The following is a 25,888-nucleotide window of genomic DNA, read 5'->3' as shown; positions in this document are numbered from 1 at the left end:
GGTCAGTCGCCGGCAGGTCCCGGGAGCAGCACGGACGCGATCGCGGCGAGGACAGCGGGCAGGACGGCCACCCACGGGTGGAAGTCGAACTCGGCGTTGGAGAACCAGTAGAGGTACCCGCTGCCCTCGCCGAGCGCGGCCGCGTACCCCAGCAGCACCACCGCCCGGACCGGATTCAGCCACCGCTGGTAGTAGCCGGTCTCCGCGGACACCGCCAGCTCCACCGACAGGACGATCAGCAGCACCGCGAACAGCAGGTACTCCCAGGGCGCCACGACCGTGCTCTCGGACGGGATCAGGGCGGTCGGCGGATCCGTCCAGGACGCCATGCCGACACCGATCCGGAACCACAGGATGATCACGTTCGCGGCAGCGAGAACCGCTGTCGACACCGCGAAGACCCGCTTGACGGTACGGCGGCCCGAGTCACCCTTCGACCAGACGACCTCCGGGCCGAACACGGCGGCGACCCGGTCCCGGGGCCACGCCGCCGCGACCAGGCACCACACCCCGGCCAGGCACAGCAGGATCGACCCCTTGTCCGCCTCCAGACTCCTGTCCGCGTAGTAGCCGGGCAGCGCGTCCAGCCTGTTGCCGACCAGTAGCGGCACACCGCGGATCGTCATGGCCACCGCCGCCACCGCGGTGACGCCGAGCGCGGTGACCCGGGCCCACGGCGGGCGGAGACGGCCGCTCAGCGCCGCGACTGCTCCGCAGAGCGCTGCCAGGGCGAACAGCGCCGCCCACCGGTCCTGGAAGACCTGGGTGATCGACAGCGGCGGGACGTACTTCTCCAGCTTGGCCCAGGGCAGCGCCACACCGGCGATGAGCAGGACGACTCCCGCGATGGCCGGCCAGGCAGCCGCGACAGAGGGCCGTGCCTCCCTACGCCCCACCGGCCTTTCCACCACCGGCTTCTCCGCCGCGGGGGCCGGTTCTCCCGCCACCGCCGGGGTCGGCGTGGGCCGGGACGCCGGGGTGCCGACGGCGTCGATGCCCTGCCGGGCGGCGGTCTGGACCGCGCGGCTGTCGTCGTCGGCGAGGCGCTGCAACTCCACCCGGACCGCGTCGCGGACCACCTCGTTCCCCGCCGCGTAGAGCCGCGCCAGGCCGTCGATCGCGTTCAGCCGGTCGGCGGGCAGCGGGCTGTCCAGGGCGTGCCGCAGGTACGACGGCATCGACCACCGGGTGTTCCGCGCGATCACGATCCGGCCCTCGACGTCGTCCTGCTTCTTCGGCCGCTGCCCCGGCTGCTCCTCCACCACCCGGTCGTGCACGTACGTGTACAGCTCGTCCAAACTGATGTCGCCGTCCCCGTCGAGGTCCGCGTTGCCGTCCCGCAACCCTTCCACCAGATGCCGGGTGAACACCGACTGCGGCGCCTCCCCCTCGGCCCGGCTGCCCTCGAACGAGTACTGGGTGGCGTCCGACGCGGTCAGCACCGACCGGCCCCGGCCCTGGAAGCGTTCCAGGGTGTGCACGGCGGTGTCACCCTTCGCGAGCCGCCCGGCCGGGAACGCCCCGCTGTAGCAGCAGTCCAGGATCAGCACCTTCTGCCGCGACGGGCTGCCCTCCATCGCCTGGTCGATCTGCTCGGCGGCGAGAGCCGTGAACAGCAGCCCGTCGCGCCGGGTGTTCGCCGCCGCCAGGTACAGCCGGCCGGCGTCGTCCTTGAGGCCGTGCCCGGTGAAATACAACAGAGTCAGGTCGTCCCGGCGGGTGTCCCGGTAGAAGTCGCCGATCGCCGCGCCGGCCCGGTAGTGCGGCTCGTTGATCAGCTGGGTCACCTCGAAACCGGCCACCTCCGGGTCGCGCAGGATCGCCGCGAGGGCCTCGGCGTCGTGGGCGGGCGCGGTCAGGCGGGACAGCGCGGCGTCCTCGTACTCGTAGGTGGCGATCAGAAGCGCCCGGCGCCGGCCCATGTCCCCCTCCTAGGAGTGGCGGCTGATGAAATGCTCGAGAAGAACACGTTGCTGATCCGGGGTCGCCCCGTCCAGCTCGACGGAGTCACCGTCGATGGTCACCACCATCCGGTGCCGCCGGTGCTGCCGGCCCAGCCAGTCACGCACCGCCGCGATCAGCACGGTCAGCGCGCCACCGGAGGCGCTCATCGCCACCACGATCGAGCCGATCGTGGCGGCGTCCGGCCCCTTCGCACCGTCCGGGGCGTGCTCGCCCGCGGTGGCCACGAAGTCGAGGTCGAGGTCGGCGAGTTCGGCACGCAGCCGCCGGGTGGCCCGCTCGGCCTCCTCCGGATCCAGGTCGTCGCGCACCAGCGCCAGGCTCACGTTCTGCATGTGAAACATGTTCTATCCGCCCGCGCGGGGGGCTCAACTCGTTTACCTGTTGGAAGGCCGACAGTGGGCGTACCCGCGATCTGCCGGGTGGTGCGATCTTTACGGATGGGCGCGTACGGGAGAGACTGCGGGAATGGGCGAGGTCTATCCGATGCCGACGGTCGGTGACGTGTTCAGCGACGTGCGCGGCGGTGGTCGAACGATGCGGGTCAGCTACCACGAGAACCGTGAGGTGGTGGTGATCTCGTTGTGGTCGGACGCGCTGTGCCGGGGCTCCTTCCAACTGGCCGCCGACGAGGTGGGCCGCCTCGCCGCCCTGCTGTCCCAGATCGAGCCGCCGACCCTGCCGATCCCGGCGGCGGCGGGCACCGAGCCGGCCCCGCTCGCCCCGGAACAGACCGGCGACGTGTCCATGCTGGCCAGGCCGATCCCCCGGATCGCCTGACGGACGTTCAGCCGGTGGCGCGCGCGTCGGCCCACCGGCGCGCCTCGATCTCCCCGGATTCGCCCGGCACGGACACGGTTCCGTTGATCAGGGCTGCCGCGCGCTCGGCGAGGGCGGGGACGTCGGCGCCGGGCCGGTACAGCGCGGCCCACAGTTCCGCCTCCAGGGCCAGCGCGGGCTCCTCCCAGGGCTGCACCGGCCGGGCCGCCTTCACCCCGGCCGCCCGCCACCGCGCTTCGACGCGTGCCTCGTACGCCGGTCCGATGTCGAACATGATGCCGGCGAACGGGTGGTCGAAGGCCGGCAGCGACCACGGGCGGGTCCGGCCGATCCGGGGCAGTCCGACGGCCTTCACCAGCTCGAACACGAGATCGTCGGCCGGGTCGCCGCCCCGGTCGTCAGGCTCGGCGACGACCCGCAGCCGGTCCGTGTCCGGCCGCAGCCCGGCAGCCGCCGACCAGGCGCTCAGCTCGGTGACGACGTCATCAAGCGTGCACCCGGACGGCTCGGGCATGCCCCTCGGCTGATGCCGGTAGCTCTCACAGCCGCGGCCTGCCGGCCACAGGTGGGTGAGCGGCCCGGTCCGGCCCGGGGTCGCCGGGCACATCACCGCGCAGGAACCGTCACTGACGTAGAAGGCCAGCACCGGATGCCCGGTCGACGCGGTGAGCGCCGCGCAGGCGCCCCGCAGGTCCGGCGGATCGTCGAAGCCGCGGGTCTCCAGCAGCTGCCAGCCGTCGCTCAGGTCTCGTAGCCAGGTGTGCCGGTGCCCGAACCCGCCGATCCCGTCCTGCTCGGCGAGCAGCCCGTGCGGCCGCGCGACGACGACCGTCCCGAAATAGCCCACGCGGGTTCAGCGGCGGCCGGTGGCCAGGGCGATCAGGAACTGGCCGCCGCCCGGCTCGACGGTGGTGGTGACGGGGAGGCCGGGGACCAGGCGGGAGAACCGGTCGGCCAGCCAGTCCGCGGCCTCCTGGGCGTCCTTGCGGCTCGGGCAGCGGGCCACCAGCTCACGGCCGCCCTTGCGTTCGAGGCGTTCGGCGACGGTGATCAGCGGGGCGGGCTCGATCACGTTCAGCCGCTCCGGCCAGGCGATCACCACCTTCACCGCGCCCTTGCGGGAGTTGCAGGCCCGGTGGGCGAGGCGTTCGGCGAGTTTCGCTTTGCGGTCGGCGGTACGGCTGTCGACGCTCGGGCCGCGCGGGTCGTTGACCGACATGCCGGCGTCCACCGGCTCGTCGCACACCCAGCAGCGCCAGCCGTCACGTTCCGCCACTTCGTCAAGAGTGCTCATCGGCGACGACGCTACCCGCCTGGACCGGCGCTCCTACGATCGGCGTCGGCATCGGTACCGGCGGACGGGAGCGGGCACATGCGGCGTTCGATGATTGCCGTTCTGCTGGTGGCGCTGGTGGCGGGCTGTTCGGCGCCGGGCCGGCCGGCCGCGCCGGGCGAGCTGAGCGATCCCTGTCCGCTGATCACCGACGAGATGCTGCGGCGGCTCGCGCCCGGTTCGGAGCGGGTGCCGTCGCAGGTGCTGGGGTCGATCAGCGGCGACCGGAGCTGCGTGGTGGACCTGGCGGGCGCGATGCGCGGCGACCTGTACGTGGAGGTCGCCGTCACCGGAACGGGCTCGTACGACGAGGAGTGGCGATCTGAGCGGTGCGCCGGCATCCAGGCCGAACCGACCGCGGACGGGCCCGGCGACCGGTCCTGTTTCCGGGTGAAGGCGTGGGCGGACGGTGAGGCGCGCATCGACGGCTGGGCGTGGTCCGGCGACGATTTCGAGGTACGGGTGGCGTACCAGCTGGTCGACCCGCAGATCCTGCCGCCCGGCGCAGAGCAGGACCTGCGGAACCTTCTCGCGTCCGCGGTGGACACGCTGCCGGTGTAGCGCCAGCCGTCGCCCAGGCCGGTCGAACGACCGGCGAAAGCCGCGTCAGCGACGGCCGGCGAGGCCAGCCGTCGCCCACGCCGGTCAAACGACCGGCAAAAGCCGCCTGAGCGACGGCCGGCGATCCTATCCGGCGGATTCCAGGGCGGTGATCCGGGCGCGCAGCGCGTCGACCTCGTCGCGGAGCTCTTTCGCGGCGGTCACCAGGGCGGCGACCAGGCCGTTGTAGTCGACGCTCTTCAGGTTGTGGTCGCCGAACTCCTGCACCAGCTCGGGGAACGCCGCCTCCACCTCCTGCGCGATCACGCCCATCGACGGTTTCCCGGAACGGCTCTCCCCGACGTCCGGGGTGTCCTTCCAGTCGAAGGCGACGCCGCGTACCCCGCTCAGCCGGTCCAGGACCCCGCGCAGCGGGCGAACGTTCTCCTTCACGCGCATGTCGCAGATGTTCGGAGCGGCGATCGGGACGAACGCCCGTACCTCCGTGGAAGTGACCCGCAAGCGTTCCGTCCCACCTGTGCCGGTGTCGACGCGCACGTGGAGCCCGTCGCTGGGGTTGCCGGTGCGGACGTCGAGGAAACCGCCGGGATTCTGCCCGTTGTTGACGTTGCCCCCGAACAGCCGCATCCCGGTCTCGCCGGCGTCGGTGCGCCCGCCGAAGTACAGGTTGCCGTCGGTGCCCGCCGCCGCGTGCGGTAACTGCACGTTCCCGGAGCCGAGGGTGAGCCGCTGGCCGGGCGCGCCGGTGCCGATGCCGACGTTGCCACTGGCGGCGATCCGGACGCGTTCGGTGCCGCCGTTGCCGGTGTCCACCCGGATCCGCAGGCCCTCCTGCTGATTGCTGGTCTTCACGTCGATGAATCCGCCCGGGATCTGCCCGGCGTTGACGTCGCCGCCGAACAGCCGCATGCCGTTCTCCCCGGCGTCGGTGCGCCCGCCGAAGTACAGGTTGCCGTCGGTTCCGGCGTTCGCGTCGGGCAGTTGCACGTTGCCGGAGCCGAGGGTGAGCTGTTGGCTCGGGTTCGTGGTGGCGATGCCGACCCGGCCGCGGGCGTTGTTCGACGATGGCGTCACCCGCATCACCTCTTCGAGGTTCGCCGGGGCGCCGTTCGTGTTGGTGCGAATGACGAGAGCCGAGTTGTTCCGCGTACCCAGGAAGTTGTTGTTGCCGTTGATCTGATTGCCGTCGAGATCCCAGGACATGGTGTCCTCCTCCGCGAGTGCCTGTGCGTTCGTCGCTACTCGCGCGTGGGGAGCCATTCAACGCGTGCGGCCTCGATCCGACAGCGGTTTCAGGTCAGCGCCCGGCTTGCGGCTGCGATCAGGACCCCGAGGAGTACGGCCAGGAGCACCGGAGCCTTCAACAGCCGGGCGACCACGACCCCGGTCAGGGCGGCGAGGACGGTCCAGTCGACGGCGCTCCAGCGGCGGCCCAGCACCTCGGTCACCACCAGGGCGGCGAGCAGCGCCGGCGCAAGCAGTCCGATCACGCCGCGGCTCCAGGCCGGCAGTTCGCGGTCGCCGAGCAGCGCCGGGCCGGCCGCCTTGAGCAGGAGACTTCCCGCCGCCACCGCGACGATCACCACCCACAGCGTCATGTCGTCACCTTTCGGGAGCGGAGGCCGACCAGGGCGCCGGCGGTGGCGCCGACCAGGGCGATGCCGGCCGGGACCCACCACAGCAGGCCCGCCGCGACGGCCGCGCCGAGGGCCGCGGCGATCAGCGGGAGCCGGCCCTGGCGGAGTTCGTCGAGCAGCAGGGCCAGGAAGAACGCCGGGAAGACGACGTCCAGGCCGAGGGTCTCGACCAGTTCGCGGGAGGGGGCGCCGAGGACGCCGACGACGGTTCCGGCCACCCAGGCGGGCCACTGCACGATCGTCGCGCCGAACATCCGCCACCGGTCGAACCGGCCCCCGCCGAGATGGGCGGCCACCCACGAGCCGTCGACCACGGCCTGTCCCTGCACCGCGCGGCGGAACCGGCCGCCGGACAGGCTCGGCCCGACCGCCAGCCCCATCGGCAGGAACCTGCCGTTGATCAGCAACGCCGCCGCGACCGCCGGTCCCGCGGCGCCACCGGAGGCGAGCGCCGTCATCAACGCGAACTGCGCCGACCCGGAGAAGATCAGGACCGAGGCGGCGATCGCGGCGACAGCGCTCCAGCCCTGTTCCCGCGCGCTCGCCCCGAATGTCACGGCCAGCACGAACCCGGCCGTGGCCAGCCCCATCCCGACCTTCATGCCGCCGACGAAGCTGTCTCGACGCCCGTCCATGCCCACCCCCGGGTAGGGCACTTACCCGGCGGGGTGGGCACGGAACCGCCGGGTCAGGCCGCCTGGGTGAGCATGTCGCCCCAGCCGGCCTGGATCATGCTGGTGAACCGCCATTGACCGCCGCTCTTGGCCATCACGTCGGCGTACCGCATGTGGTGGGTCTGCCCGTCCGCGGTGATCGTCGAGTCGGTGATGACCACGGCGAGGTCACCGTTGAGGAAGAACGGCCGCCGCTCGTTGTCGATCTGCGCGGTGGACCCGTTCATGCTCATGCTCTGCACGAACGTCTCCCGGTCCCACTGCTGGGTGACGCACTCCCCGCGGGAGTCGTTGGTGGTCACCGTCAGCGGGAACCGGGCCACGTCGGCCATCGCCCCGGTGTCGTTGCGGCGGGCGAACTCGTCGTACCGGTCGAACCACTCCAGCAGCTTCCGGGTGTCCTCCGGCGTCGGCGTGAAGGGGGCGGTGGTGAACGGGCTCTGTTCGGTCAAGGCAACCTCCCGATAGAAACTCCGTACATTGTACCGAGTTTCCGGGCGATCATCTGCCCCGGTTCCGCGGATGGTTGCGGGCGGCCCGTTCGTTGCCGTGCCGGTAGTTGCCGGTGACCCGCGCCATCAGCTCCTGCGGGTCGCCCTCCGCGACGTCGGCCAGGAACCGGACGGCGGTGGCGCCACGGAGGACGGACGCGGGACGGCCGTGATGCAGGACTTCGACGTCCCCGTTCTTGCGGAGACGATAGGTGAAACCTTCAGGTACGCCAGACATCGCCGTATCCTCATCGCCGGCCCGCCCTCCGGCCACCCATTTACGCGGTCAGAGCCCGCCGGGCCCGTGGTAAGGAGGCCGCGGAGGCGGCGGCTCGAATCCGGGACCGCGGAGTTCCGCGATCACCTTGTTGATGTCGCCGAGCGAGACGGAACGCTTGTGGATGCGTTCGATCCGCTCCCGGATCCGGTCGGCCGACAGCGTCGGATACTGCCGCACCACCTGGCGGATCAGTTCGATGCTGCCGTCCTGCAGGGGCGTCACCTCCGGCCCCGGCGGCTGGCCACCCTGCGAGGGCTCGAACGGATAGTGCATCGCGGGCCGCGGATCCTCGTCGTAGACCATCGCACACCCTCCTCGGGAAGCGTCTTCTCCGACCTGACGCTAGGAAGCCGCCCGCCCGCAGGTCCATGCCGGATCGCCGGGCAGAAACCTGCCAGGTGATCCGCACGACGACACACATCGATCATTCATTGAGATGATGGCCGCCGATGCGCGGGACCCGGCCTGCGGCCCCGGGGAAGGGATTCCGGTCGAAGTGGCAGTCCGCGTCGCGGTGGTCGATCCGCTGCCGATGTACCGGCAGGGAGTCGTCGGTGTGCTGGCTTCCGCCGGGCACACCGTCGACACCCCCACTGACGTGCTGCGCTGGATACGCCGCCGGCAGGCTGGCTGTGTCCTGCTGACGGTCCGGGCCGAGCCGGACTGGGATCTCCTGGACCGGCTGTCCGGGGAGCCCTCCGCCGCCATGATCGCTCTTCTGGAGGACGACACCCCCACGGCCGGGGTACGGGCGGTGCGCTCGGGCGCCCGATCCGTTCTGCCGCGTTCGGTGGCGAACCGGATGCTGGTGCGTACCGTCGAGGCGACCCTCGACGGCCAGTCGGTCATCCCCGCCGAAGTCACCCTCCTGTTGTCCGCGGCGAATCCCCGGGATCCGGCGCTGGCGTCCGCCGACCGGGTGACATGGTTACGCCACCTCGCCGCCGGCGGCACGGTCGCCGAGCTGGCCGACCGGCTCGGCTATTCCGAACGTGCCATGTATCGCCTGCTGCAGGCCCTGTACCAGGAGATGGGCGCACATTCCCGGATCGAGGCGGTGTTGCGGGCCCAGAAGGCGGGCTGGGTCTGATCAGCGGTTCCGATGGTCATCGAGCACCGCGAGAAGCGAGCCCAGCACACCCTGCTTGGCAGCGTCCAGTTCGCTGAACAGGATGCGAAGCCGGGCGATCAGTCCGGGAGCGCCCGGGGACTGCGTGCGGGCTCTCGCCAGGTGCAGCCGGGCCTCCTCGAGGTGCTGCCTCGCCTCAGGGCTCCCAGGCCGCTCGTCCAGGGCCAGCCCGGCGAGAGCGAACGCCAGCATGTCACGGGTCGCGAAGTCGTCCTCGTCGTCGCGCAACCGTTGCCGGGATTCCGCCTCCAGCTTGCGAAGCGACTGCCGCGCCCCGCTGATGTCACCGCTCCGGCGGATGAGGAGCGCGTTGAGGGCCAGCACCAGGAGGGAACGACCGGGCCGCAGGTACCGTGCGGCGCGCTCGGCCTCCTCACGGGCCAGGCCGACGTCACTGTTGCGCAGGTATGCCACGCACCGGGTGGTCCGCGCCCGAAGCAGGGTAATCGGATCGGAGATCTCGCCGGCGGCATCCACCGCCTGTCCGGCGACTCGAAGCGCGCTGGGCAGATCGTTCTCGGCCAGATGAAGGTCCGCCTCCCCGTCCAGGTAGGCCGGTTCCAGCCATTTCTCGGTGGCAGCGGCGCGCGCCGCCCGCATTGATCTCCACGCCTCCCCGAACCGATCCTTCTCGGCGTACCACCGGGCAAGTTTGAGATGCAGGTTGACCGTGCGGACCGCAGCGAACTCGGTAGCGGTGCCCGTAGTGGGAAAGTTCGCGTCCCCTGGCAGGTCGAGAGCGTGCGTCGCACCGGCGATCGCTTCATCGATCAGTCCGTTTCGGCGGTCGCAGTCGGCGAGCCCTTCCAGCGCGCCCATCAGTACGGAGAGATCACCGATCCGCTCGGCGTCGTCCACCACCTTCTGGAAGTGCTCCCGCGCCAGCCGGGTCCGGTTCGCCTCCCAGTACATCGCGCCCTGATTGAGGTGGATCCGTTGCTGGGCGGCGAGGTCACCGAGCGACGACGCCTTCACGAGGGCCTTCTCGTACGCCGTGACCGCCTGCTCGAACTCCCCGCGATGGACGTGGATGTCGGCGAGCGCATTCTCGTTCGCCATCTCCATGTAGTCGTCGCCGAGCCGGTCGCGGACCGCGATGCGCTGACCGGCGAGCAGGTAGCCGCTGTTCCACCGGCGCAGGTGCCGGTAGACGTCCTCCATCACCGGGAAGGCCAGCCGGGGCAGCCCGGCGTCGATCAGCGCGTTCAGCTCGGCGAAGCGGGTTCGCAGATCGTGTACGGCGGTGACCGATGGAATGTGCAGACCGGCGAGTTCGTCGGCCACATTGGCCAGCAGGTCGCGCCGGGCTCCGGGCTCCATCTGTCCCAGATAGATCCGCGCTTCGCGATCCGGCACGAAGTACCGGCCGTCGACCTCGTCGCGGTAGACGATCCGATCGCGGTGCAGCCCGGCGAGAGCGTCGGCCGGGCCGGTCTCCCCGCTCCGGGCGCCGCTCGTCTCGTCCTCGACGGTCAGCGCCGCGACGACCGCTCCCACGGGAACCGGCGTACCGAAGGCAGCCAACGCTTCGACGACGCGGCGCTGCACCGGCCCGAGCCGGTCGATCAACAGCAGTGCCAAGCGTTCCGGCACGTCACGCGGCGGGAACCGGAAGAGTTCGACGGCCAGGTCGGGCAGACTGATCGGCCGCCGTACCGAGGCCACCAGCGCGTACATCAGTTCCGCATGCCGCAGATTGCCCTGTACATGCCCGTGCAGGCGGCGTCGCAGACCCTCGGCAAGGCTGTCGAGGTGCAGGATCGCGGTGTTCTGGTCACGCTTGCGCAGGTATTCGTAGAACTCGGTGCTTTCGAGCGGCGGCAACGACACCGCATCGTGGACCTCCGGCCAGGTTCCGTTCGCCGGTGACACGGGTGACCTCCGGAAGGCCAAGACCACCGAGACACGGTGGTTCTGATCGGTGGTGAGCAGTTCGAGGGCTTCGTCCAGGTCGGCATCGGCCAGCTCGGGCCGGTCCGGCCGCAGAAGGTTCTCGGCGGCGTCCACGGCGACGACCACCCGCTGATTACCCAGGCGTTCGAGAACCGATGCCAGCCGTTCCAGGGAGGCCCGGCCGTGCTTGATATCAAACGGCGGGAACGATTCCGGTTCGATCAGGTCGATGAAGGTCCGCAGGTCCAAGCCGGTGGCCGCATCGACGGTTCGCCGCCGCACCTGGACGCTGGGGTCCTTCTCCAGCGGGCCGAGAACCGTCTGGAGGATGGTGGACTTGCCCATCCCCGCCAGTCCTTTGACCAGCACCGCACCGTACGGTCCGTCAGCCACCCGCCGGGACAGGGCGACCTGTTGGGCGTGCCGGCCGATGACCGGCGGCTCCGTGCCCGGCGGGGGCGTCGCAGCGTGCTTGCGCTTCACCGGCGTTCTCCGGGCCGGTGGCGACGAGGACTCGTCCTTCTTGAGATACAGGTCGGCGGCCGAGGCGGCCAGATCGAAACACCATTGCCGTTTGTCTTCCGAGATGTCCCGCCCGACATGGATGAGGCCGACTCCGACCAGACACAACAGCATCTGCTCCCGCCACAACTTGGCGAATCCCGATCCCTTCTGGGATTCGATCGCGCCCTTCCGGATTTCGGCACTCAATTCCTGGAAGTGACGGACCTCCGCGCTCATCCCGGCTTGCGCCGGATTGACGAGTGCTTTGATGATGTCATTCCGGATCTCACCCTGGTAGTGATGGATTCGGTCGAGCACCAGGGCTACGAGAAGGTGCATCGGATCCCAGGCCAGCGGCGCCTGCCGGGAGAAGTGGTCATAATCTATGAGCATGTACGCCTTGGGGTTGGGCTTTCCGGCAACGGGCAGAAATATGTTCCGCCCGCTGAGGTCACCGTGCGCCTTCCCGATGATCAGATCCTCCACGTCGCGTTCCGACTCGGCGCCCTCGATGAAGTCCAGTGGACTTCGCCGAGTATCTCCGTAGCCGTGATCCTGTGCCCATTTCATGACCTTCGGCAGATATTTGTCGCCGATCGCCGCTCGGAGGATCTCACCGGTGGTGGAATCCCGGCCGTGCGGATCCGGGCCGTTCCAGTCTCGAATGACCGAATGGACGATCGAACGGCAACAGCGGTTCATCAGGGACTCCGCAGCTATCTGATACAGCTGCTGGTAATGCTCGGCGCCGTCCCCGGCGAGGCTGAGATAAACTGCGCGCCATTCGCCGATGGTGACCTCTCCGCCGAACTGCGGGGCTAGATGCGCACTGCGGAAGCCGTCTGACGCCGCCCAGGCGTCGTTGAATACGCCCGAGCGATTCGGTGAACAGAATTTCATGACGAGGCGTCGACTTCCGTACCTGTCGCTCTGCGTCACTTCAGCGACCGGGAATCCGCTTCGCCCGTCCGTCAGCCAGCCGCGATGGCGAAGTTCGTACTCCGCCCTCTTCAGGTACCACTCCTCGAAAGCCGACATCAGATCAAGCGGGAGAGCCTCTCCCCACTTCTCGCGATCTCTCAACTCTCGCATGGCGGCTCCTACGGGCGCACGACGACTATCGTCAATGTAGGTGCTCGCTGTGATCAATTGAATCCTGCGCGGAGGGATCGTTTATGGCTGAAGAGCTGACCGAGTTCGGCAAGGCCCGCAAGGATCTCGTCTGGGGCATGTACACCGACGTGCGCCAGCACTCCCGGCATGCGGAGACGCTGCGGTCCAATGTCGTCAACTTCATGATCGTGGTGGCGTCGGTCCTGATCGCGGTGATCGCCAACGACCGCAGCGTGACCAGGTCCGAACGTGCGCTCTGTATCGCCGTGGCAATGGTCGGGTTGATCGGTCTGGGGTTCGCCGCGTCGTACACGGAACTCCACGAGCGCAATCGGCTCCGCGCGATGCGGCTCCGCAGGCACCTGGACGACACGTACTTCGCCGGCGAGACGACGACCATCGAGTCCCTCCTCGACGAGGCCGACGGGCCGCACGAGTCGGGGCGCCTCTATCGCTGGACCCGGCGGATCACCGGCAGCACCCAGCGTTTCTGGTTCCTTCTTCCCGGAGCGGTGTTGCTCGCCGGGGTGTGGCTGACGGTGCTGAGTCTCTGAGGCTGTCGATTCGGAGGGCGTGCCGATCGTCGTACGGTTGAGGCCCGGCTCCGGGCCGTGACCTGAGGGGACATGACGTGGCGAAGTATGTGCTGTTGATCCATGGCGACCCGGCGCTGTGGAACGCGATGACGCCGGCCGAGAAGGAAGCCAACACGGCGGCGCACGAGGCGTTCACCAAGGCTGCCGGGGATCGGGTTCTCGGCGGGGAGGAACTGGAGTCGCCGCAGGCCACGACGACTCTGCGGGCGAGCGGTGGCGGGGAGCCGCTGATCACCGACGGGCCGTTCCTGGAGACCAAGGAGTCGCTCGGCGGGTTCTACCTGATCGAGGCGGCGGATCTCGACGAGGCGATCGGGCTGGCGTCGTTGCTGCCGGAGACGCGGATGTCGCACTGTGGGGTGGAGATCCGGCCGGCGATCTTCCACGGGTGAGCGGAACGGCCGGTGGCGGCGGGGAACCCCCGCCGCCACCGGCCGTGCGATCAGGCGCCGGGACGGGCGATGTCGCCGCGCCACGAGCCGGTCTCGCCGCCGCGGTTCTCGATGAATTCCTTGAACCGCTTGGCGTCGGCCTTCACCTGGTGGCTGTCGACGCCGACAGCGCTGCCGACCTTCTCGGCGAGGCCCTCGGGCTCCCAGTCGAGCTGGATGGTCACCCGGGTCTCGCTGTCGGCGAGGCGGTGGAAGGTGACGACGCCGGCGTGCTTGGTGTCGCCGCCGGTGCTGCGCCACGCGACCCGCTCGTCGGGGTGCTGTTCGGTGATCTCCGCGTCGAACTCACGCGTCTGCCCGGCCACCTTGGTCACCCAGTGGGTCCGGGTGTCGCCGATCTGCGTGATCGACTCGACGCCGTCCATGAACTTCGGGAAGTCCTCGAACTGGGTCCACTGGTTGTAGGCCGTGCTGATCGGCACGTTCACGTCCACGGACTCGGTCACGGTGCTCACGATCTTCTCCTTCGTTCCGGGTGACCTTGACCTACCCGCTCTCGCCTCGCCCAAACACATTGCGTCGGTTCATGCGTCGATACGAGCCACGCCCATCGGATTCGGATAGGGGACGACCGTGCCGGCCACAGTGGCCAGCGGCGTCAGCAGATCGAGGATTCTGCTGTGCTCCGCGGGACTGAACACACGCCACGGCTGCGCCGCCAACCGGTCGGTGCTGTCCTCGACGGCCTGGTGCACGGCCGTGCCGGCCGCGGTGGGCCGCCGCTCATGATCGAGCCAGCCACGCTCGGTCAATGCCACGGCCGCGGCCTCCCACTCCTCATCGGTCCAGCCCCGGTTGGGCTGGAGCCGGTCCCGGCCGCCGTGCAGCGCGGCCCGCAGCACCAGCGCCTGGCAGCCGGTGATCCCGGCGTCGACGAGCGCGGTGATGTGCCCGTCACCGCGATGTTCGCGCAGCACGGTGGCGGCCAGCCAGAGCCGCGCGAACGGGTCGCCGGGTGCGGGCAGCGCGGCGTTCGCCGCGGCGAGCGCCCGGCCGTCGGTCGCCGCCGCCCGGGCCGCGGCCTCCAGCAGAGTGGCGGTCTCCGCGCAGAGCCGCGGGTCCGCCGGCAGAACGGCCCGCAGCGCGGCGGACGCCCCGCCGAGGCGTGCGGTCAAGGCCTGCTCCGGCGAGGCACGCTGCCACACGTCGGGGAGGGCGCGGGCCACCATGGCCGGCGCGAACGAGAAGAACAGGGCGGTCACCGGCGCCGCGGTCACCGCCCCGAGGGGCGCCGCCCGCCCCGCGAAGTAGCCACGCCAATAACCACGCAGCCCGGCGGCCTCGAAAGCGGCCCGGGCCTGAGGTGCGAAGTAGGTGACGGCGTGCAGGGGCTCGTACCGTTGCCACAGCTTCCTGACCATCGACATACCACGATCCAAGCGCACCATCGTCACGTGAGGGGGGATGCCGGTGGACGGCGATGAGGTGAGGGCTGCGGTGGCGGAGGCGCACCGGCGGGAGTGGGCGCTGGTTCTGGCGACGACGGTACGGTTCACCCGGGATCTGGACCTGGCTGAGGAGTGCACGCAGGAGGCGTACGAGCAAGCTCTCCGGATCTGGCCGGAGGCCGGTGTGCCGGACCGGCCCGGGGCCTGGCTGACCCGGGTGGCGCGCAACCGGGCCCTCGACGTCATGCGGCGGGAGACCGGGCTGCGGCGGCGGCTGCCCCTGCTGGTGAACGACGAGACGGCGCCCGGACCGCACGAGGCCACCGACGACCGGCTCCGGCTGATCTTCACCTGCTGGCGCGGGCGGCGAGCCGGGTGGCCCCGGACGGGCGGATGCTGCTGCTGCCGGAGCAGGACCGGTCCCGCTGGGACACCGCGATGATCACCGAGGGGGTGGCGTTGCTGACGGAGGCGTTGCGGCGGGCGCCGAGCCGGTACGCCGTGGAGGCCGCCATCGCCGCCGTGCACGCCGAGGCCCCCACCTGGGAGGCGACGGACTGGGACGAGATCGTCGGCCTGTACACGGTGTTGCGGCGGATGTGGCCGGGTTCCCCGGTGATCGAGCTGAACCGGGCGGCGGCGATCGGCATGCGCGACGGCCCGGCGGCGGGCCTGGCCGCGATGGAGCCGCTGTTGAACGAGCCGGCGCTGGCGACGTACGGATATCTGAGCGCCGCCCGCGCCGACTTCCTGCGCCGCCTCGGCCGATGGGAGGAGGCCGCCGTCGCGTACACCGAAGCTCTCGCTCTGACCGGCAACGACGTCGAGCGCGAGTTCCTGGAGCGGCGGCTCGGCGAGGTCACCGGCCGGCCCTGCCCTAACATCAGCGATCATGGCGATTCCTGAGCGCGTCCCGATCGCGTACGAGCCGGACTACCGCACCGACACGATCGGCACGTTCGACGGCGGCCAATTCCTCGGCTGCGTCACGGCCCCCCTCTCCGACGGTCCCGGGGAGTGGTTCCTGCACAAGCGGTGGTACGCCGTACTCCATCTCTTCGACCGGGACGGCGCCCACACCGATTCACAGATCTGGTGCGGCGGTACGAGTGAGAACGAGGACGCCTCGATCGACCGCGCCCGGGCCCGCCTGAACGAATGGCTCGCCGAACTGCCCGGCACGTCCTTCGGGGACATCGCCGTCAAGCTGTTCCGGGTCGAGTTCGAGGGACACACGTTCGGGCTGGTCGACGAATCCGAGGACTACGAGGCGGACCACGCGGAACTGGTGCCGAACGACCTCGGCTTCGACCCGCCGTGGGACGGCTCCTACGACACCTGACGATCGGCTGGTAGATTGCCGGAGGCCGTGCGAGAGACCGAGGAGGTGGTACCCGTGAACGTTACGACGTGGGTGCTCCTCACCAGGGCCACGGTCGGGCGATAGGTCGTCCGGGAGCGCCGTTCCAGCGCACTCCCGAAAGGTACGACCCATGCGGTTCAGCTCCGAGAAACGCCTCGACGACGGCGTCCTCGAACGCGAATTCACCCTCGACGGGATCCCCGGCATCCTGTGGACCCCGGAAGCAGCACCGGCCCCGCTGATCCTTCTCGGCCACCCGGGCGACCTGCGCCGGATGTACCCCCGGCTGGCCGGCCGGGCCCGGCACGCCGCCGCCAACGGCTACGCCACCGCCGCCATCGAACTCCCCGGCAATGGCGACCGGCCCCGCGACCCCGCCGCCGACCAGGCACGCGCCGAGCTGCGCGCGGCGGTTCAGGCCGGTGAGCCGGTCAGTGACGAGATCGTCGACCGGCTCGTCCTTCCACTGGTCGATCAGGCCGTCCCCGAATGGCGGGCAGCCCTCGACGCCCTGCTGGCGCTGCCCGGGATCCGCGGGCCGGTCGGGTACTCGGGCGGGATCATCTCCATCGGCACCCGCCTGGCGGTGGTCGAGCCGCGCATCTCGGCGGCGGTGCTGTTCGCCGGCAGTTACGTGCCGCGCGGCATCATCGCGGAGGCCCGGCAGGTCACCATCCCGCTGCTGGTCCTGCTGCAGTGGGACGACGAGGGCAACGACCGGCAGCAGGCGCTCGACCTGTTCGACGCCTTCGGGTCCGCGGAGAAGACCCTGCACGCCAACACGGGCGGTCACACCGGTGTCCCGAGCTTCGAGGGTGATGACGCGAACCGTTTCTTCGACCGCCATCTGATCTGAGGGGTCCTGCGGCCGGTGCTCCCCCACCGGCCGCAGGACCGGACGGTCGCCGGCATTCACGACTCGCATCCCATGCAGCGCAGCGGCGACCAGATCCGTGACGTCTGCAGCGGTCAGCGTCCCACTGCCGCCGAGGCCTCCGGAAATCTTGAGCGCAGCTCAGCGCACAAGAAGGGGCGGAAGTTGGATCTTGTGCGCCCGGCGACGGCCCCAGGCGCACAAGATCGGCGACGCTTCGAGCCCTGACCGCCCGGACGATCATGGCGGCGGAGTGGGTCACCGGTTCAGGGTGATCCAGTAGCGGCGGGTACGGCCGAGTGGGGTGTCGCGCACGTCCTCGAGGACGCCGCCGTGCTTCTCGATCACCCGTACCGAAGCAGTGTTGTCCTTCTCGCAGGTGATGAGGACGCTGTCGAGGCCCCGCTGCCGGGCCAGCCCCAGCACCTCGCCGAGCGCCCAGCTCGCCACGCCACGGCCGCGTGCCGACGGGCGGACGCCGTAGCCGATGTGACCGGCCGCGTCGAGCAGGAAGTCGTCGAGCGCGTACCGCATCGTGATGGCCCCGAGGATGGTGTCCTTGTCGTCGACGATCCACCAGTATCCGGCGTGCACCAGGCCCGGCACGGGTGGCAGGCTCTCGTCTCCTTCGCGGCGCAGCCGTTCCAGCCATGCGGCGAAACCGGCGGGCGTCTCGATGTCGTCGCCGGAACGCCACCCGCTGCCGGGCTGGTGGACGCCGTGTCCCCACTCGTCACGCGAGGTCAGCCATGCCGCGTGCAGCTCCGCCGTCGGATCGATCAGTCTCAGCACGCCCCGAGATCACCACGTCGGCAATCCGGCCGCAACCCGTTTCGAGCGCGGGCGACTCAGGAGACCGCCGAGCCGCGTGCCGCATCCTGGGGACGTGACGGACCTGGCCGGCGGAATCCGCTGTCGCGGGTCATCCGGGCACACGATCGGCCGGCGGTCTCGGGAACCGCTATGCCGTGCGGCTGAGCAGGGCGCGACTGATCGCGGCGGCGGTCGGCAGGTCGTCGACCGTGACGAGTTCCGTGTCGCGGGCGCAGACGGCGTGGCCGAAGCCGGGGCCGATCACCGCGACCGCGGACTCGCCGGGAAGCGGCTGATCGAGCACGATCGTCGAGGTCGCCCGGCCGGGCAGGGCCGCGTCCGGCCGGCTGGCCACCATGACCGAGGTCTCCGCCGCGGCGGCGATGTCGCGCAGCCGGTCCATGGCTCCGGCCAGCGCGCCGTCCAGCGCGCCGGGTGTCGTGGGGACCGGTGTGCGGTGCCGGGCGGCGATCTCGAACGGCGTGCCGGCCGGCTGGTGGAAACCGGGCCGCGGCCCGCGCAGCGCGTTCGCCGCGTCGTGGTCGAAGTCGCAGCCGATCTCGCCGGGGCGGCCGAACAGCCAGCCCTGGCCCCGGTGCGCCCCGAGCCGCCCGGCGGTACGCAGGTCGTCCTCGGTCTCGATGCCCTCGGCGATCACGGTCGCCCCGGTCCGCTGCGCCTCCGCCCGTACCGCGGCGGTGACCTTGCGGGTGTGCCCGCTCTCCGGGTCCCGGATCAGGCTCATGTCCAGCTTGATCACCTCGGGCTCCAGGATCGGCAGGAACGCCAGCGACATCGGGTCCACGCCGACGTCGTCGAGCGCGATCGCGTTCCCGCCGAGCTGGATGTGCCCGGCCAGCCGCAGCAGGCTGCCGGGGACCGCCGGGAGCGCCCGCTCGACGTACTCCAGGATCGCCCGGAACGCCGGCCGGCTCGCGAACAGCTCCATGAGCCGCGGCGACAGCGGCTGGTCCATCACCGCCGGTTCCCCGTTCGCGAACAGCAGCGGCGGGGCGACCGGCGCCGCGATCGCCCGTTCCAGGGCCCGGTCGAAGCACAGCATGTCCAGCTCACCGAGCCGCCCGGCGGCCCGGCCCGCCGCGAACAGGCGGTCCGGGAACTCCAGCTCCGTCCCCGCGGGGCCGCGGGCCAGGGCCTCCACCCCCACGACCGTACGGGTGGACAGGTTCACGATCGGCTGGAACAGCGGCCTGACCAGCCGCCCCGCCAGAACCTCGTCGATCGTCAGGGCGCTGACCCGCGTATGCATGACCCGGTCTCCTCAGAACGGCGATCTCCTCCCTCATCGGCCGAAAGCCCGCGCGGTCAAGCCCTTCCACCGTGTCGAGTACGGCCGGCCATGACGCCCGAAGTCCACACGCCCGATCACACCGCCGAAGCGTGCTGAGTTCGGCCGTTCCGCGCACCCCAAAACCACACGCGGGTCAGCGCGAGGGCGGCGGACAGGATGATCACCGCGAGGATGGCGTGGCCGATGTCGGGCGCCCACAGGCTGAGTTTGGCCAGGTCCGCGCCTTTCCAGAAGGACGGGACCAGCCAGGCGGCGCAGGCGGCGAGCGCGGCGCAGCCGGTGGTCCAGGTGGCGAGAGCTGCGAGGGTACGGCTACGCGACCGCACCTTCCGGGGCCCGCCGCGCAGGACCCGCGTCACCGACCGGATCAGCACGAGCAGCAGGATCGCGGCGATGGCGTACAGGCCGGCGAGGACCTGCACGTGCATCGGGTCCTCGGCGGCGGCCACCGGAGCGGCGCCGTGCATGATCCGGGCCAGGTTGAACGCGCCCGCGCTGAGCACCGGATCCGCCGGCAGGCCGTAGACGTTGGCCATCACGACGACGGCCAGGTTCGAGCCGGGCACCAGCACGATGTGGGTGAAGTAGTCGGGGGTGGCGCCGGCGTGCCAGACGATACGTTGCCCGGTCCCGTCGAGGGTGCTGTTCTGCCAGCCGAAACCGTAGGTGCCGTGCCCGGTCGGCACGGTTCCGTCGTGCATCTGCCGGGTCGCGTCCGGGCCGAGAATCCGGGCGCTGCCGTACCGGCCGCCGTTGAGCTGAGCGATCGCGTAGTGGGTCAGGTCGTCGAGGCTGGCGGCGAGGAATCCGTACGGGACGCCTGCCGTGTCGAACGGCGCGTCGAACCGCTGCGGCCGGCCCAGGTAGTAGCGGTGGCCGGGCGGGACACCGACGGCACGCGCCTCCTCGGCGGTGGCGGCCGCGTGGGTCATCCCGAGCGGGCCGAGCACGTGGCCGCGCAGGTAGCCGCCGAACGTCTCGCCGGTGACCTGCTCCACCAGCGCGCCGAGGATCATGTAGTTGGCGTCGCTGTACTCGTAGGTCCGCCCGGGCTCGGCGACCGGCCGCAGCCCGGCCAGGTCACGCACCGAGCGGGCCAGGCCGCCGGGCTCGTTGTCGTACCGGTCGGTCAGCCCGGTGCTCCACACCTGCGGCAGCCCGCTGGTGTGGTTGAGCAGCCGCCGGACCGTGATGCCGCCGTCGAGTCGCGACTCCGGGAGGTACGCCGAGGCGGCCGCGTCCAGGTCGACCTTGCCGGCCTCGGCCAGCTGCGCCACGGCGAGCGCGGTGAACGACTTGCTCGTCGACCCGAGCAGGAACGGCGTCGACGTGGTCATCGGGCGCCCATTGCCGTCACGGCCCCAGGCGCCCCGCTGGACGACGTCGGTTCCGCGGATCACGGCGTACGCCAAGCCCGGGCTCTTGATCTGCTCCATGTGGTCGCGCAGGTAGCTCTCGCCCGCCGTGGACCCGTCGGCGGCGGCCGGGCCCGCGGTCGTCACCGCCACGGCGACCGCGGCCAGCACCCAGCGCAGCATGCGCATCGATCGCATCCCGTCAGCCGATCTGGCTGAGCAGCTTCTCGAGGGCGGCCAGCCGCTCCCGGACCTCGCCCAGCTCGGTCCGCACACCCTTCAGCTCGTCCGCCGCGGCCCGGGCGGAGTCGGCGCCACGCTCGGCCAGCGCCCGGTAGCCCTCCTCACGAGCCGCCGCGTAACGGGCACGGTAGAACGCGACGGCGACGAGACCGCCGACGAGGATCACCGCCAGCCCGATCACCGCCGCCGCTATCGTCGACGTCTGCGCCATGTCCAGCGCCACCTGCTCGGTCATCGCCTATCTCTCCTTGTCGGTCAGGGTCTGCGCGGCCCGCGCGATCGCGTCCAGGTCCAGGGCGAGGGCGAACGGGACGGCCTCCACGTACTTCACCGAGCTGCCGTCCGGCGCCGTCACCAGCTCCCCCGTCACCAGCCCGGCCGCTTCGAGTTTCTGCAGGTGCATGTAGAGCAGCGGCCGGTTCATGCCGAGGCGCCGGGCCAGCTCGCTGACATAGGTCCGGCCGTGCGCCAGGGCGGCGAGGATCCGCAGCCGATGCGGGCTGGCCAGCGCCGCCAGCAGCGCGACCAGGTCGTCGCCGTCACTCATCCGGAACCGTCCTCTCCACCAGGGGCGTCAGGTTTGCATGACACCCCCCTGTCAGCAAACCCTGACACCACGGATGGGCTCATGTCAATGCCGTCGGTTGCCGAGTCTGTCCGGCTGGTGCTCAGGGCTGTCTCACCAGTGTCGAGACAGCCCTGAGAACCAGCCGGGGTGACGCCTGCCGTTGTCAGCCCGTACCGGAAAGTCGGAAAGTGATCAGCCGGCGGCGGGTTCGTAGCGGTAGCCCACGCCCCACACGGTGACCAGCCGCGCCGGCGCCGCCGGGTCGGACTCGATCTTCTCCCGCAGGCGGCGCACGTGGACGGTCACCGTCGACTGGTCGCCGAACCGCCAGCCCCACACCCGGTCCAGCAGCTCGGCCCGGGACCAGGCACGCGCCGGGTGGCGCAGCAGGAACTCGAGGAGATCGAACTCGCGGACGGTCAGGACCAGCGGGCGGCCGGCCAGCTCCGCGGTCCGCCGCCCGGTGTCGGCGACCAGGTCACCGTCACGCAGCAGGACCGGCGGCTGCACGGCGGGGGTGCGGCGGCGCAGCACCGACCGTACGCGCAACGTCAGCTCCCGCGGGCTGAACGGCTTCGTCACGTAGTCGTCGGCGCCGACCTCCAGACCGAGGACCCGGTCGCTCTCCTCCCCCAGCGCCGTCAGCATGATCACCGGCAGGTCGGGCATCCGGCCGCGCAGCCGGCGGCACACCTCGAGACCGTCCAGACCGCCGAGCATCAGGTCGAGCACCACCAGATCCGGCCGGTCGGTGTCGGCGGCGGCGAGCGCCGCGGGCCCGTCCGGAGCGAGGTGTACGCGGCAGCCGTCCTGCTCGAGATAGCGGCGCACCACGTCACTGACCGTCGGGTCGTCGTCGACGACCAGCACCAGAGGGGACACGCCGCCCATGCTGCCGTACGCCGTAAGCACTTCGTAAGCGCCCACCGCCCGTCCCACCGGTTTACTGGTACCCGTGACCCGCAAACCTCTTCTCTGGATCGTCGTCGCCGTGCTGGGCCTGGCCGGGGCCGGCGCGCTGTACTGGTTCCAGCCCTGGCGCCTGTTCACCGACAAGACCGTGACGGAGACCCTCGCCGTCGTCCCGACCGCCCCGCCCGCGTCGCCCGCGCCGTCGTCCTCGGCCGCGCCGGCCGCGCCGCCCGGACCGGCCGTGGTGGCCCAGGGTTCCTTCATCACCCACGAACACGACACCACAGGCAAGGCGCGGGTCGTACGCAACCCCGACGGCAGTCACCAGCTCGAACTGGTCGGCCTGGACACCAGCGACGGCCCGGACCTGCGGGTGTGGCTGTCCGACCAGCCGGTCCGCTCCGGCACGGCCGGCTGGAAGGTGTTCGACGACGGGAAGTACCGGGAGCTCGGCAAACTGAAGGGCAACCACGGCGACCAGGTCTACAAGATCCCGCCCGGCGTCGACCCGGCCGACTTCACCAGCGTCAGCATCTGGTGCGCCCGCTTCTCGGTCTCCTTCGGCGCCGCCACCCTCACGGCGTGAGGCCCGCAGCGGCGGTCCAGATCGCCAGGGCCTTGTGGAGCAGGTCGGCGTTGCCGGTGACGGGCTCGCCGGCCGGGCCGGTGACGGTGTCCTCCAGGCCGATGCGGGTGGGCAGGCCACGCCGGCCGGCGTGGGCGATCAACGGCCAGCACGTCTCGTTCTCGCCGTGCAGCAGCCGGGGGCCGGGGACGCCGTGGTCGTCGAGGTGGGTGAGGATCTCGTCGGCGGTGTCCGCGGCCGTCCCGGCGATACCGCCGATGATCTCCACCAGGATGCGGGTCCAGCCGGTGGGCCGCGCCCCGGCCAGGGTCCGGGCGTCGGCGACGGACCACACCCCGGCCTCCACCCCGATCCCCGCGCTACGCAACGTCGCCGTCAAGTCGGCGAAGCCCGGCTCGCCGACGTTGACCGACGCGAAGTCGGGGCGGGCCGCCGGCGGCAGGCCGCCCCAGCGCGCCACTGTCGCCAGGCGGCGGCCGGCGTCACCGTCGGTGATCCACAGCCCGGTGGACACCCCGATCGGCACGCCCGGACAGGCCTGGCGCACGGCGGCCACGGCGGCGCCGATGTCGCCGGGGCGCAGCGACTCCGTACCGCCGGGATCACGCGGATGCAGATGCAGCGCCTCGGCGCCGGCGGCCACCGCACCGGCCGCCTGCACGGCCAGGTCACCGGGCGTGACCGGCACCGCCGGATGCTCGCCGGGGCGGCGGCCGCCGTTGAGGCACGCTTTGATCCGTTCGATCTCGGTGCGCACGGTTCCCCCTTCCGCCGGCGGCCTTCACCCTAGTGGGAGGCGACCGGCGGAGGGACGGCATGGACGGTGACGAGCCGGTGCGGGCGACGGTCGTCGTGGCCGGGCTGGGGCCGGTCGGGGCGGTGCTGGCCGCCCTGCTGGGCAGCCGCGGCGTGGACACCGTGGTGGTGGAGCCACAGGAGCAGCCGTACCCGAAGCCGCGGGCCGCCGTGCTCGACAACGAGGCGCTGCGGGTGCTGGCGCTGGTTCCCGGCCTGCCACCCTGGGCGGCGTGGGCGACGCGGGTGGCCCGGAACGGGGCGGTCGGGCCGGATCACCGGCCGCTGCTGATGATCGCGCAGAGCGCCGAGGCGTACGGATATCCGGGGGTCGTCCGTCTCGATCAGCCGGCGTTGGAGGCGGGGCTGCGAGCGGCGGTCACCGGAGCGGGGGTACGGGTGCTCGCCGGGCGCAGCGTCCGCGGCGCCGAGCAGCACGAGGACCGGGTCGACGTTCTGCTCGACGACGGCACGAGGGTGACCGCGCGGTGGCTGGTGGGCTGCGACGGCATCGGCAGCACCGTCCGCGGCACGGCGGGCATCGGTTTCCCCGGGACCAGCTACCCGCAGCCGTGGCTGGTCGTCGACGCCCGTACCGACGCTGAGGAGACCCCGGCGACCGTCGCGTTCGTGCTGGATCCGGCGCGGCCCGCGGTGGCGATGTGGCAGGGCGGCCGCCGGCGGTGGGAGTGGATGCTGCATCCCGGCGAGGAGCCGGAGGCGATGACCAGACCTGATGCGGTACGGGATCTGATCGCGGCCTGGACCGATCCCGCGACCGTGGAGATCGAGCGGGCCGCCGTGTTCACCTTCCACGCGCGGATGGCCGGCCGGTGGCGTGCCGGGCGGGTTCTGCTGGCCGGGGACGCGGCGCACGCCATGCCGCCGTTCGCCGGCGCGGGTCTGGCGATGGGCATCCGGGACGCCGCCGCGCTGGCCTGGCGGCTGGCCGAGGTGGCGGCCGGGGCCGGTCCGGAGCTGCTCGACGGCTACGAGCGGGAGCGCCGGCCGGACGTCGCGAGCCTGACGGCGCTGGCGTTGCGCATCGGGCGGATCGTGCAGACCCGCAGTGGTACGGGGTCGTGGGTCGCCCGGGGTGTGCTGCGGGCCGTGGCGGCGATCCCCGGGTTCGCTGGTCGCGCCGGCCGGACGATGCCGTCGCGCCGGCTGCCGCGCGGGGCCGCGGGCGCACTTCCCGGCGCGGGCCGGGTCCTGCCGAATCCGCGGGTGACGGTCGCGGGCGGGCCGATTGTCCGGCTGGACGAGGTCGTCGGCTATCGGTGGGCGTACATCGGGCACGGTTGTGATCCCCGCACCGTGACCGCCCACCCCTCCCCCGGCGCGGTGCTGCTGGCTCTCCACCTGCCGGATCCGCCGCCGGGCTGCCTGCCGATGACGGATCTCGACGGCCTGCTGTCCGGGCCGCGCGGCAGTGTCACGGTGGCCCGCCCGGACCGTTTCCTGCACGGTATGCTGCCCCGTCAGACCGGTTTCGATCAGCCGGAACCGGTCGTGTAGGGGTCAGCTGTCCCGGCGGTGGCCGCTGGCACGCTGGCAGTCGGCCATCCGCCGGCGGGCCGAGTGCAGCCGCTCGCCCATCACGCTCAGGAACCGGGTGGTCAGCTCGTTGCCCAGGCCGGGGTCGGACTGGAACAGGGCGCGGACCAGCGCCCCGTTGAACGTCAGCGCGTGCGTGGTGTCGATCGCGACGGCCCCGAACGTCCAGCGGTACGGCGGGAACAGCCACGAACAGCCCAGCACCGTCGGGGACCGCAGCTTCTCCAGCACGAAGTTGTCGTGCCCGGGAACCTCGGTGTCCAGATAGACCTGACCGTCGGTGAGCAGCCAGAACTGGTCGGCGGGCGCGCCCTCCCGGAAGATCCGGTTGCCGGCGTGGAACATCGAACGGCTGGTCAGCGGGGCGAGCAACCCGAGCTGGTGATCGGTGAGTCCGGACAGGAACGGCTGCTCGGCGAGCGTTTCGACGGTGGTGAACACGGCTCCTCCTCGACACGGCGGGGGTTGCCCGTCCAGTCAATGCCGTTCGGCCACGAAAGGTGAAGGCCGAAAGTCCCGCCCGTTCGGCGCGCTGCGGGACTCCTTCGGGACCGTGCCGGGTCAGGTGCGGGGCAGACGTGGAGCGGGACGCGGGGGAACGCGGCGGTCGGGAAGTGTTCGGTGAGGTGGTCGCGGGGCAGGCAGTCGGGCCGGGGCCAGTCCCGTCGCGGCGCCCAGGATCGCGCCGGCGCCCCATCGGCGGCGGGCCGGATGGTC

General features: G+C 71.3%; 32 protein-coding genes. 11 read left to right on the top strand and 21 right to left on the bottom strand.

The window, feature by feature from the left end; genetic code table 11:
- Window positions 1–2: 2 nt before the first annotated feature.
- Together ACZ3II_RS34365 and ACZ3II_RS34360 are read right to left on the bottom strand one after the other, a co-directional pair.
- Complete coding sequence (locus ACZ3II_RS34365) at window positions 3–1,922, bottom strand: caspase family protein (RefSeq protein ID WP_465523194.1); 1,920 nt, start codon at window positions 1,920–1,922, stop codon at window positions 3–5.
- 9 nt (window positions 1,923–1,931) lie between these two features.
- On the bottom strand, window positions 1,932–2,297 hold the full coding sequence (locus ACZ3II_RS34360) for an effector-associated constant component EACC1 (protein ID WP_465523192.1): 366 nt from the start codon (window positions 2,295–2,297) through the stop codon (window positions 1,932–1,934).
- 133 nt (window positions 2,298–2,430) lie between these two features.
- Here ACZ3II_RS34360 and ACZ3II_RS34355 point away from each other — a divergent pair, with 133 nt between their 5' ends.
- Entirely contained in the window at window positions 2,431–2,742 is a 312-nt protein-coding gene (locus tag ACZ3II_RS34355) for a hypothetical protein (RefSeq protein ID WP_465523190.1), read from the top strand.
- Between the two features lie 7 nt (window positions 2,743–2,749).
- Here ACZ3II_RS34355 and ACZ3II_RS34350 read toward each other — a convergent pair whose 3' ends face one another.
- Window positions 2,750–3,589, bottom strand: coding sequence for a hypothetical protein (locus ACZ3II_RS34350; RefSeq protein WP_465523188.1), 840 nt, complete (start codon window positions 3,587–3,589; stop codon window positions 2,750–2,752).
- A gap of 6 nt (window positions 3,590–3,595) precedes the next feature.
- Window positions 3,596–4,036, bottom strand: coding sequence for a hypothetical protein (locus ACZ3II_RS34345; RefSeq protein ID WP_465523186.1), 441 nt, complete (start codon window positions 4,034–4,036; stop codon window positions 3,596–3,598).
- Window positions 4,037–4,126: 90 nt separating this feature from the next.
- Here ACZ3II_RS34345 and ACZ3II_RS34340 point away from each other — a divergent pair, with 90 nt between their 5' ends.
- Window positions 4,127–4,636 carry a hypothetical protein gene (locus ACZ3II_RS34340; protein WP_465523184.1) on the top strand — a complete coding sequence of 170 codons (510 nt, stop codon included), beginning with the start codon at window positions 4,127–4,129 and terminating at the stop codon, window positions 4,634–4,636.
- 126 nt (window positions 4,637–4,762) lie between these two features.
- Here the strand turns inward: ACZ3II_RS34340 and ACZ3II_RS34335 are convergent, their stop codons facing one another.
- From ACZ3II_RS34335 to ACZ3II_RS34310, 6 genes are all read right to left on the bottom strand, one after another.
- The gene (locus ACZ3II_RS34335; protein ID WP_465523182.1) at window positions 4,763–5,839 is read right to left on the bottom strand and encodes a tail fiber domain-containing protein; all 1,077 of its coding nucleotides are present in this window, start codon (window positions 5,837–5,839) and stop codon (window positions 4,763–4,765) included.
- Window positions 5,840–5,928: 89 nt separating this feature from the next.
- Window positions 5,929–6,234 (bottom strand): AzlD domain-containing protein, encoded by a 306-nt coding sequence (locus tag ACZ3II_RS34330; RefSeq protein WP_465523180.1) that lies wholly within the window; start codon window positions 6,232–6,234, stop codon window positions 5,929–5,931.
- Window positions 6,231–6,908, bottom strand: coding sequence for an AzlC family ABC transporter permease (locus ACZ3II_RS34325; RefSeq protein ID WP_465523178.1), 678 nt, complete (start codon window positions 6,906–6,908; stop codon window positions 6,231–6,233). The genes ACZ3II_RS34330 and ACZ3II_RS34325 overlap by 4 nt, the downstream gene beginning before the upstream one ends.
- A 53-nt stretch (window positions 6,909–6,961) precedes the next feature.
- Window positions 6,962–7,399 carry a DUF4440 domain-containing protein gene (locus tag ACZ3II_RS34320; protein WP_465523176.1) on the bottom strand — a complete coding sequence of 146 codons (438 nt, stop codon included), beginning with the start codon at window positions 7,397–7,399 and terminating at the stop codon, window positions 6,962–6,964.
- 49 nt (window positions 7,400–7,448) lie between these two features.
- The gene (locus ACZ3II_RS34315) at window positions 7,449–7,676 is read right to left on the bottom strand and encodes a hypothetical protein (protein WP_465523174.1); all 228 of its coding nucleotides are present in this window, start codon (window positions 7,674–7,676) and stop codon (window positions 7,449–7,451) included.
- Between the two features lie 48 nt (window positions 7,677–7,724).
- A complete protein-coding gene (locus ACZ3II_RS34310) occupies window positions 7,725–8,021 on the bottom strand; it encodes a hypothetical protein (protein ID WP_465523172.1) in 297 nt (98 codons plus the stop codon).
- Window positions 8,022–8,214: 193 nt separating this feature from the next.
- On the opposite strand from ACZ3II_RS34310, the gene ACZ3II_RS34305 reads away from it, so the two are divergent.
- The gene (locus ACZ3II_RS34305; protein ID WP_465523170.1) at window positions 8,215–8,808 is read left to right on the top strand and encodes a DNA-binding response regulator; all 594 of its coding nucleotides are present in this window, start codon (window positions 8,215–8,217) and stop codon (window positions 8,806–8,808) included.
- Here ACZ3II_RS34305 and ACZ3II_RS34300 read toward each other — a convergent pair whose 3' ends face one another.
- Complete coding sequence (locus ACZ3II_RS34300) at window positions 8,809–12,336, bottom strand: ATP-binding protein (protein ID WP_465523168.1); 3,528 nt, start codon at window positions 12,334–12,336, stop codon at window positions 8,809–8,811.
- A gap of 83 nt (window positions 12,337–12,419) precedes the next feature.
- Between ACZ3II_RS34300 and ACZ3II_RS34295 the strand changes: the two genes are divergently transcribed.
- Both ACZ3II_RS34295 and ACZ3II_RS34290 read left to right on the top strand, forming a co-directional pair.
- Window positions 12,420–12,911 carry a hypothetical protein gene (locus ACZ3II_RS34295; protein WP_465523166.1) on the top strand — a complete coding sequence of 164 codons (492 nt, stop codon included), beginning with the start codon at window positions 12,420–12,422 and terminating at the stop codon, window positions 12,909–12,911.
- 77 nt (window positions 12,912–12,988) lie between these two features.
- Window positions 12,989–13,345, top strand: a complete 357-nt coding sequence (locus ACZ3II_RS34290; RefSeq protein WP_465523164.1) for a YciI family protein — start codon at window positions 12,989–12,991, stop codon at window positions 13,343–13,345.
- 50 nt (window positions 13,346–13,395) lie between these two features.
- On the opposite strand, the gene ACZ3II_RS34285 is transcribed toward ACZ3II_RS34290, so the two are convergent.
- Entirely contained in the window at window positions 13,396–13,860 is a 465-nt protein-coding gene (locus ACZ3II_RS34285) for an SRPBCC family protein (RefSeq protein WP_465523162.1), read from the bottom strand.
- 69 nt (window positions 13,861–13,929) lie between these two features.
- Entirely contained in the window at window positions 13,930–14,772 is an 843-nt protein-coding gene (locus ACZ3II_RS34280) for an SCO6745 family protein (RefSeq protein WP_465523160.1), read from the bottom strand.
- Window positions 14,773–14,815: 43 nt separating this feature from the next.
- On the opposite strand from ACZ3II_RS34280, the gene ACZ3II_RS34275 reads away from it, so the two are divergent.
- From ACZ3II_RS34275 to ACZ3II_RS34260, 4 genes are all read left to right on the top strand, one after another.
- A complete protein-coding gene (locus ACZ3II_RS34275; RefSeq protein WP_465523158.1) occupies window positions 14,816–15,235 on the top strand; it encodes a sigma factor in 420 nt (139 codons plus the stop codon).
- Window positions 15,187–15,699, top strand: coding sequence for an RNA polymerase sigma factor (locus ACZ3II_RS34270; protein ID WP_465523156.1), 513 nt, complete (start codon window positions 15,187–15,189; stop codon window positions 15,697–15,699). Before ACZ3II_RS34275 ends, ACZ3II_RS34270 begins: the two co-directional genes overlap by 49 nt.
- Window positions 15,686–16,135, top strand: coding sequence for a hypothetical protein (locus tag ACZ3II_RS34265; RefSeq protein ID WP_465523154.1), 450 nt, complete (start codon window positions 15,686–15,688; stop codon window positions 16,133–16,135). The genes ACZ3II_RS34270 and ACZ3II_RS34265 overlap by 14 nt, the downstream gene beginning before the upstream one ends.
- Window positions 16,136–16,286: 151 nt before the next feature.
- Window positions 16,287–17,012 carry an alpha/beta hydrolase gene (locus ACZ3II_RS34260; RefSeq protein WP_465523152.1) on the top strand — a complete coding sequence of 242 codons (726 nt, stop codon included), beginning with the start codon at window positions 16,287–16,289 and terminating at the stop codon, window positions 17,010–17,012.
- 276 nt (window positions 17,013–17,288) lie between these two features.
- Here ACZ3II_RS34260 and ACZ3II_RS34255 read toward each other — a convergent pair whose 3' ends face one another.
- The 6 genes from ACZ3II_RS34255 to ACZ3II_RS34230 form a co-directional block, all read right to left on the bottom strand.
- On the bottom strand, window positions 17,289–17,822 hold the full coding sequence (locus ACZ3II_RS34255; RefSeq protein WP_465523150.1) for a GNAT family N-acetyltransferase: 534 nt from the start codon (window positions 17,820–17,822) through the stop codon (window positions 17,289–17,291).
- Window positions 17,823–17,991: 169 nt separating this feature from the next.
- Window positions 17,992–19,113: an EAL domain-containing protein gene (locus tag ACZ3II_RS34250; protein ID WP_465523148.1), complete on the bottom strand. Its 1,122-nt coding sequence runs from the start codon at window positions 19,111–19,113 to the stop codon at window positions 17,992–17,994.
- A gap of 116 nt (window positions 19,114–19,229) precedes the next feature.
- Window positions 19,230–20,699 (bottom strand): serine hydrolase domain-containing protein, encoded by a 1,470-nt coding sequence (locus tag ACZ3II_RS34245; protein WP_465523146.1) that lies wholly within the window; start codon window positions 20,697–20,699, stop codon window positions 19,230–19,232.
- 13 nt (window positions 20,700–20,712) lie between these two features.
- Window positions 20,713–20,988 carry a hypothetical protein gene (locus tag ACZ3II_RS34240; RefSeq protein ID WP_465523144.1) on the bottom strand — a complete coding sequence of 92 codons (276 nt, stop codon included), beginning with the start codon at window positions 20,986–20,988 and terminating at the stop codon, window positions 20,713–20,715.
- 3 nt (window positions 20,989–20,991) lie between these two features.
- Entirely contained in the window at window positions 20,992–21,300 is a 309-nt protein-coding gene (locus ACZ3II_RS34235) for an ArsR/SmtB family transcription factor (RefSeq protein ID WP_465523142.1), read from the bottom strand.
- 213 nt (window positions 21,301–21,513) lie between these two features.
- Window positions 21,514–22,212, bottom strand: coding sequence for a response regulator transcription factor (locus ACZ3II_RS34230; protein WP_465523372.1), 699 nt, complete (start codon window positions 22,210–22,212; stop codon window positions 21,514–21,516).
- Between the two features lie 55 nt (window positions 22,213–22,267).
- On the opposite strand from ACZ3II_RS34230, the gene ACZ3II_RS34225 reads away from it, so the two are divergent.
- Window positions 22,268–22,819 (top strand): DM13 domain-containing protein, encoded by a 552-nt coding sequence (locus ACZ3II_RS34225; protein ID WP_465523370.1) that lies wholly within the window; start codon window positions 22,268–22,270, stop codon window positions 22,817–22,819.
- On the opposite strand, the gene ACZ3II_RS34220 is transcribed toward ACZ3II_RS34225, so the two are convergent.
- The gene (locus ACZ3II_RS34220; protein WP_465523140.1) at window positions 22,809–23,576 is read right to left on the bottom strand and encodes a 3-keto-5-aminohexanoate cleavage protein; all 768 of its coding nucleotides are present in this window, start codon (window positions 23,574–23,576) and stop codon (window positions 22,809–22,811) included. The two genes, ACZ3II_RS34225 and ACZ3II_RS34220, sit on opposite strands and share 11 nt — an antisense overlap.
- A 59-nt stretch (window positions 23,577–23,635) precedes the next feature.
- Between ACZ3II_RS34220 and ACZ3II_RS34215 the strand changes: the two genes are divergently transcribed.
- A complete protein-coding gene (locus tag ACZ3II_RS34215; protein WP_465523138.1) occupies window positions 23,636–25,132 on the top strand; it encodes an FAD-dependent monooxygenase in 1,497 nt (498 codons plus the stop codon).
- A gap of 3 nt (window positions 25,133–25,135) precedes the next feature.
- On the opposite strand, the gene ACZ3II_RS34210 is transcribed toward ACZ3II_RS34215, so the two are convergent.
- Entirely contained in the window at window positions 25,136–25,612 is a 477-nt protein-coding gene (locus tag ACZ3II_RS34210) for a Crp/Fnr family transcriptional regulator (protein WP_465523136.1), read from the bottom strand.
- Between the last annotated feature and the right edge of the window lie 276 nt (window positions 25,613–25,888).

This window comes from Actinoplanes sp. NPDC019969, from assembly GCF_055562375.1.
The sequence above is the reverse complement of the archived record's forward strand: the minus strand, read 5'-3'. Positions and strand labels throughout refer to the sequence as shown.